Here is a 6,000-nt window from a genome sequence, read left to right as displayed (position 1 = left end):
TCGCCCTCCAATTCAATCTCAACTGATCCGCAAATCCCCGCCGATAATTGACCTCTCCCGTCCACGAATCGATCGCCCCCACGCCGAACGCCCGGCACAAGGTTTCGTGCATCGTTTCACGTGAAACCTCCCGCCTTCTGCCCTTCATCCCCCCCGTCTCCATCACCACGGCGCCTTCAGGTAGATTCAATGCGATCCCGTTCGACGAAAGATATTCCGCATAGTCGAGCAAAGCGAACGCCACCCCGATCAGCAGGATTTTTTCGCCCCTTTCAGCCGCCGAAAGCAGGTCGGCGGTCAGTTTATCGTGATCGTACAGATAGAAGCCGCCACAGCCCTTATTTTGCGCCTGCAACCGCTCCGCCATATAAACCAGCGACGATCCCGTGCGCTCCATATACGACGGCAGCAGGGCGAAAATGCTCCACTCCGCCGCCGCTCCGTAGAAATGCTCAAAACCTTTTTGGAACGACTGCTCGTAAAGAGCCGTCGAAGCGACATAGTGCCGACTGGTTTCGGAGCCGGTCGTTCCGCTGCTCGTAAAGATCACCTCCGGTTCTTCGTGTTCCGGGGAGCACGCACTGTAAATCCGGTGGGTTTTGAAAAACTCCACCGGCAGATAAGGTATCTCCCGCAGTCCGGTTACGGCCGAAGGGTCGATCCCCAGCAAATCGATATACCGCCCGTAAGGTTCGCAATGTTCGGCCTGATAACGGAAAACTTCCAATGCCAAAGCATCGAACCCTGCCGGTGCGGCAGAGTCGGTAAAAATCCGGTCTATTAACGTAAACGACATTAATACAGATAGTTATTGAACGGGTACCGTCCCTCGTGTATCTCGCGCACCATGCCGTACAAGTCCTTCCGCAACTTGTTGATATTCACCCGTTCACGGGCCGAGATAAAAATACAGGGCACCCCGTCGTTTCTGGCAATCCAGCTGCGCTGCAACTGCTCCAGCGTCCAGTTTTCGCGCGTCTCCGGCAACAAGTCGTCCGCGTCCTTTTTCACATAAGTATAAGCATCGATCTTGTTGAAAATCAAGAAGACTGGTTTGTCCCCCGCCCCGATCTCGCGCAGGGTCTGGTTCACCACCGCGATCTGGTCTTCAAAATTAGGGTGCGAAATATCCACCACATGCAGCAGCAAATCCGCCTCCCGCACCTCGTCCAGCGTCGATTTGAACGACTCGACCAACTGCGTCGGCAGCTTCCGGATAAATCCCACGGTATCCGAAAGCAGGAACGGCAGGTTGTCGAGCACCACTTTCCGCACCGTCGTATCGAGCGTCGCAAAGAGCTTGTTTTCGGCAAAGACTTCGCTCTTGCTGAGCAAGTTCATGAGGGTGGACTTCCCGACATTGGTGTACCCCACCAGCGCCACCCGCACGAGCGATCCCCGCCCGCTGCGCTGGGTGGCCATCTGCCGGTCGACCTTCACCAACTGCTCTTTGAGCCGGGCGATCCGGTCGCGAATGATCCGCCGGTCGGTTTCGATCTCGCGTTCCCCCGCCCCGCCGCGGGTGCCGGTACCCCCGCGCTGCCGTTCGAGGTGGGTCCACATCCCCGTCAGGCGCGGCAGCAGGTACTGCAATTGCGCCAGCTCGACCTGGGTCTTGGCATAGGCTGTCGTCGCCCGCTGGGCGAATATATCCAAAATGAGCCTCGTCCTATCTAATATCTTGATCTCCAGTTCCTTTTCGAGATTCCGGGTTTGCGAAGGCGATAATTCATCGTCGAAAATCGCGGCGCTCACCTCGTTATCGGCCATGTACTCCTTGATCTCCTGCAACTTGCCGCTCCCCACGAAAGTCCGTTTGTCCGGATAGGGCAGTTTCTGGGTAAAGGTCGCCACAGTCTGCAACCCTGCCGTTTCGGCCAGAAATCGCAGTTCGTCGAGAAATTCCTCTGCTTCGCGCATCTCCTGCCGGTCACGAACCACCGCTACCAGCACGACCTTCTCGGTCTCTTTCCCGGCCAGATTTTCCGTCAGTTTTCCTTTCTCCATACATACAACAAATAAGGGCGGCCCGACCTTTCGACCCTGAAAAGCCGGCCACCCACAAATTTACGCTTTTTCAAGAAAAGTAATTTCTCTTTCCCCTCCGCCTATCCCCCTCTTATTCCACCCGCTCCATCCCCAAAGCAATCGATTGGTTCATTTTTTACCCGCCTTATCCTTCAGAACCGCCTCATCGGAACTGCCGGTCACTTCTCCATCGACGATCGCCCTCCAATTCAATCTCAACTGATCCGCAAATCCCCGCCGATAATTGACCTCTCCCGTCCACGAATCGATCGCCAGGTCGAGGTACATCGCTTCGCTCACCTCATTTTCCTCGACCAACTGCAAACGCACGTACCAGATCCCGTTCTGTTTTTCGCAGCAAACCACCTCGTAAGCCCCCTGAAACTGCCGGGGATCCCACAGACGCAGCAGACCTTTGAAAATATGGATCTGCGATTTCGGCCCATAAAGCTCCGAATTCAACTTGACGCGAAATTGCATCGAAGGAATCAAGGTGTCGAGTTCGGCCGCTTTCGTCACAGCTTCTTCGGTTTTCTTTTCATTCCGGAAATCGGGCATTCCCGGCCCTTCGTACGCCCCCACTTTTCCCTGATACAAGGCAATATCGCCCAACGTCGGCGTGGCCACTTTCAATGCCGCATCCCCGTTTTCGGAATCGACAGCCAAATTGAGCTGGAAAAAGCCGTTGACCGAATCGACGCAACTCAAGTCGAGCAACCAAACTCCCTCTTCGTCCTTGGTCGAACTGTTGACCAGAAAATGTTCCTTATCCACCACCAGCGCACCTCCCATATCCATCATCAGCCACAGCGAAAAACCCGGAGTATAATTAAAATACCCTTGTACGGAGGAGGCATTGCTTTCCTCCGACTGCAACGGGTTCGGCACAAACTGGAATTTCACGTCGCTCATCCACCGGTCTATGTCGGCCGAAGAAACGCGGTGTTCCTGAGCATTCGCCGGCGAACCTATTCCGATCATCGATCCCCAGGCTGCCAGCAAACAAAGACCTGCCTTTTTCAAATCCATTGTATTCATATCGTTCAGATTGGGTTAAATTCGTCCTCCGTGCGCACCGTACCACGACGTATCGTCAGGTTTGTCCCCATATACCCGCCGGTATATCCGCCTTTTCATACCCGCAGGTTATAACTGTTTTAAAGATAGTTATTTTCATATTACCCGACAAGAGTTTTTCCCGTTTCGGAATAAAAAAACGCCGGGATTCTCTTTTACGAATCCCGGCGCCGAATCGGCAAAAGCCGAACCGGTAGAAAAATGGTTTAGTACTCGCGAATATTCCCTTTGTAGGTAATCGAGTTCTGGCCGCCCGGGTTGTTCTGGTCGAGCGACTTGTTGGAGCGTACCCGCAAGGTAGCTATCCCGGTCTTGGCATTGACGGCGAAATCGAAGTTGAGGTTGTTCCCGTTATCTGCCACTACTTTGATCTTCACGACCCAAGTGTCTTTCTTCTTTTCGCACGAGAGCCATTCGTAACGGTTGGTGTTCACGCCCGGGCAGTTCACCATGTAGACTTCCATCGAATTCGGCCGCATCTTGGTGTATTCATACCGCGTAATGGTAGTCGTCCCGGTGTTGTTCTGGATGTATTCGTAAGGTACGAACTGGAAGTTCTTGGCCGGAATGACGCGGTCGATCAAGGCAGCGGTCATCATCTCCTTTTTCGCTTCTTCAGCGGCTTTTTCGGCTTTCGATTTTTTCTGTGCCTGAGCCGAGAAGCTGACGGTCATCAAGGCAGCCATCAACAAAATTGCTTTTTTCATTGCAGTTTGGTTTTATTGGTTTTTTATTTTCCGGTTTTCGGTGTTTCCAAGAGTAAGACGAACCGAATCGTCGAAGGTTTAAAGTTTAAAATTGCAGTTCTCCCTGATCCGGTATCATCCCCGGCGGTGTGATCCCCAGATGCTGGTAGGCCAGCGGGGTCACTTCTCGTCCCCGCGGCGTCCGTTTGAGGAATCCTTCTTTGATCAGGAACGGCTCGTACACTTCTTCGATCGTCCCGGCATCTTCGCTCACGGCGGTCGCAACCGTCCCTAACCCCACCGGCCCGCCGCCGAATTTGTGGATGATGGTGGACAAGATCCGGTTGTCCATCTGGTCCAGTCCGCGGGTATCGATATCGAGGGCATCCAATGCCCGGCGGGTAATGTCGAGTTCGATCGCTCCCGTCCCCTGCACCATGGCGAAATCTCTCACGCGCCTCAGCAACGCATTCGCGATCCTCGGCGTCCCCCTCGACCGGCCCGCGATCTCTCCGGCCGCCTGCTGATCGATGGGTATTCCCAGCACCGACGCCGACCGCCGGATAATTCCGGCCAGCGTAGCCGCGTCGTAATATTGCAGGTGGCACTGTATCCCGAACCGCGCCCGCAGCGGGCTGGTCAGCAAACCGCTGCGCGTGGTGGCCCCGATCAGCGTAAACGGGTTCAGCTTGATCTGCACGCTCCTGGCGCTTGGCCCCTTGTCGAGCATGATGTCGATTTTGTAGTCTTCCATGGCGGAGTAAAGGTACTCCTCGACAATAGGCGACAGCCGGTGTATTTCGTCGATAAAAAGAACGTCTCCCTCCCCCAAATTGGTAAGCAGCCCGGCCAAGTCCCCCGGCTTATCGAGCACCGGCCCGGAGGTCATTTTCATGGTCACCCCCAGTTCGTTGGTGATGATATTGGCCAGGGTGGTCTTCCCCAACCCCGGAGGCCCGTGCAGCAGGACGTGATCCAAAGCCTCGTCCCGCATGATAGCGGCTTTGATGAAGACGGAAAGATTCTCTACGATCTTGTCCTGACCGCTGAAAGCGCCGAGCTCCTGCGGCCGGATCTGTTCCTCGAATTCTTTGTCTTTATCGATATTTCGTATATCGCTCAAGTCCTATATACCAAATTTTACTCCCGAAAGATATACATTTTTTTCTTTTTGAACAGGATGGGACTGTTCTTTCTTTGAAAAGAAAGAACCAAAGAAACTTTCAAAAGTGCTTCGCACTTTAAAGCCATTCGAGGCACAAGGTTCTTCGATTTCTATTATTGGGGCGAAAGCAATAGCGGGCTTCGATGCGATCAACACCTTAAGCCCGCTATTGCCTTGCCCCAATAGTTAAGAATCAAAGTACTGTAAGACCGAAAAAGACATTAAGGATGCGCAAGCATCCTCGAAAGTTTTTCTGGTTCTCTTTGTTCACAAAGAGAACAGTTCCCTCCCGTCTCTCAAAAGAGAAAAAAGAAACTTATTCTTCCTCGCGCTGCAACCCCTGTACGTAGATCGCCTTCAAGCGCTGCACCCGGTTCTTGACCGACGGTTTGGTGAAATACTGACGGGCACGCAACTCCTTAATAACCCCCGTCTTTTCGTATTTGCGTTTGAACTTTTTGAGAGCGCGTTCGATATTTTCGCCCTCTTTGATCGGCATAATGATCATAATCCTGTGTTATTTTTGATAATGAACTGAAAGAAGCTCTGCACAGACCGCCTTCCGGCACACCGCGCAGTCGGAGAGACCAACTCCCCTGAGATTCTATTTCGTTAATCAGTTTACGGACAGTTCCCGCAGGAACTGGCGGAATAAAACCCAACCTCCTTTCAATTTCCCTGTTTCCAGAGAGTTTCGGGGAGCAAAGATAATCATTTTTCAAAACCGGCCTTCTTTCCCCGCAAAGATTTTTCCGGATCATACTCATTTAAAATAGAAATAAGATAAGAATTGATTTTATAGAAGAAGAATATAAATGGTTGTGAACGGCGTTGACAAATTCGGTAAACAGCAGTTGCGTAATCGTTTTTCAACATCTTGTTAAACGGCTGCCAACAAGTCGGAATTTTATATTTACTTGATATAGATCGATTTGCATAAAAATATCCACATCCGTTCCGGTCGGTTGTTCACACAGGGGGAGAGAGGGGGAATTTGTCTGTAACCGAGTATTTGGGGAGGAATCCGCTGTTTATGGAAAACAA

The 6,000-nt window shown here is 52.4% G+C and carries 8 protein-coding genes; all 8 read right to left on the bottom strand.

Annotated features, from left to right (window positions below; translation table 11 throughout):
• A partial coding sequence (locus Q0Z93_RS03580) for a hypothetical protein (protein WP_298062668.1) occupies positions 1 to 796 on the bottom strand: 796 nt, incomplete at its 3' end.
• A complete protein-coding gene (hflX, locus tag Q0Z93_RS03575) occupies positions 796 to 2,007 on the bottom strand; it encodes a GTPase HflX (RefSeq protein ID WP_298062666.1) in 1,212 nt (403 codons plus the stop codon). The genes hflX and Q0Z93_RS03580, both read right to left, overlap by 1 nt.
• A 150-nt stretch (positions 2,008 to 2,157) precedes the next feature.
• The gene (locus Q0Z93_RS03570; RefSeq protein WP_298062664.1) at positions 2,158 to 3,066 is read right to left on the bottom strand and encodes a hypothetical protein; all 909 of its coding nucleotides are present in this window, start codon (positions 3,064 to 3,066) and stop codon (positions 2,158 to 2,160) included.
• 245 nt (positions 3,067 to 3,311) lie between these two features.
• On the bottom strand, positions 3,312 to 3,812 hold the full coding sequence (locus tag Q0Z93_RS03565) for a hypothetical protein (RefSeq protein ID WP_298062663.1): 501 nt from the start codon (positions 3,810 to 3,812) through the stop codon (positions 3,312 to 3,314).
• A gap of 85 nt (positions 3,813 to 3,897) precedes the next feature.
• Positions 3,898 to 4,914, bottom strand: a complete 1,017-nt coding sequence (gene ruvB / locus Q0Z93_RS03560) for a Holliday junction branch migration DNA helicase RuvB (RefSeq protein WP_298062660.1) — start codon at positions 4,912 to 4,914, stop codon at positions 3,898 to 3,900.
• Between the two features lie 3 nt (positions 4,915 to 4,917).
• Positions 4,918 to 5,139 (bottom strand): hypothetical protein, encoded by a 222-nt coding sequence (locus Q0Z93_RS03555; protein WP_298062658.1) that lies wholly within the window; start codon positions 5,137 to 5,139, stop codon positions 4,918 to 4,920.
• Between the two features lie 133 nt (positions 5,140 to 5,272).
• Entirely contained in the window at positions 5,273 to 5,464 is a 192-nt protein-coding gene (rpsU, locus tag Q0Z93_RS03550; RefSeq protein WP_298062656.1) for a 30S ribosomal protein S21, read from the bottom strand.
• Positions 5,465 to 5,667: 203 nt separating this feature from the next.
• The gene (locus Q0Z93_RS03545; protein WP_298062654.1) at positions 5,668 to 5,832 is read right to left on the bottom strand and encodes a hypothetical protein; all 165 of its coding nucleotides are present in this window, start codon (positions 5,830 to 5,832) and stop codon (positions 5,668 to 5,670) included.
• Positions 5,833 to 6,000 lie beyond the last annotated feature (168 nt).

Origin of the sequence: uncultured Rikenella sp., from assembly GCF_947628055.1 — a bacterium.
GTDB lineage: Bacteria > Bacteroidota > Bacteroidia > Bacteroidales > Rikenellaceae > Rikenella.
The sequence above is the reverse complement of the archived record's forward strand: the minus strand, read 5'-3'. Positions and strand labels throughout refer to the sequence as shown.

Excerpts from the sequence above, each read along its gene's own strand:
- hflX (WP_298062666.1), bottom strand. The coding sequence starts at position 2,007 with ATGGAGAAAGGAAAACTGACGGAAAATCTGGCCGGGAAAGAGACCGAG.
- Q0Z93_RS03565 (WP_298062663.1), bottom strand. The coding sequence starts at position 3,812 with ATGAAAAAAGCAATTTTGTTGATGGCTGCCTTGATGACCGTCAGCTTC.
- rpsU (WP_298062656.1), bottom strand. The coding sequence starts at position 5,464 with ATGATCATTATGCCGATCAAAGAGGGCGAAAATATCGAACGCGCTCTC.
- Q0Z93_RS03545 (WP_298062654.1), bottom strand. The coding sequence starts at position 5,832 with ATGTTGAAAAACGATTACGCAACTGCTGTTTACCGAATTTGTCAACGC.
- Q0Z93_RS03570 (WP_298062664.1), bottom strand. The coding sequence starts at position 3,066 with ATGAATACAATGGATTTGAAAAAGGCAGGTCTTTGTTTGCTGGCAGCC.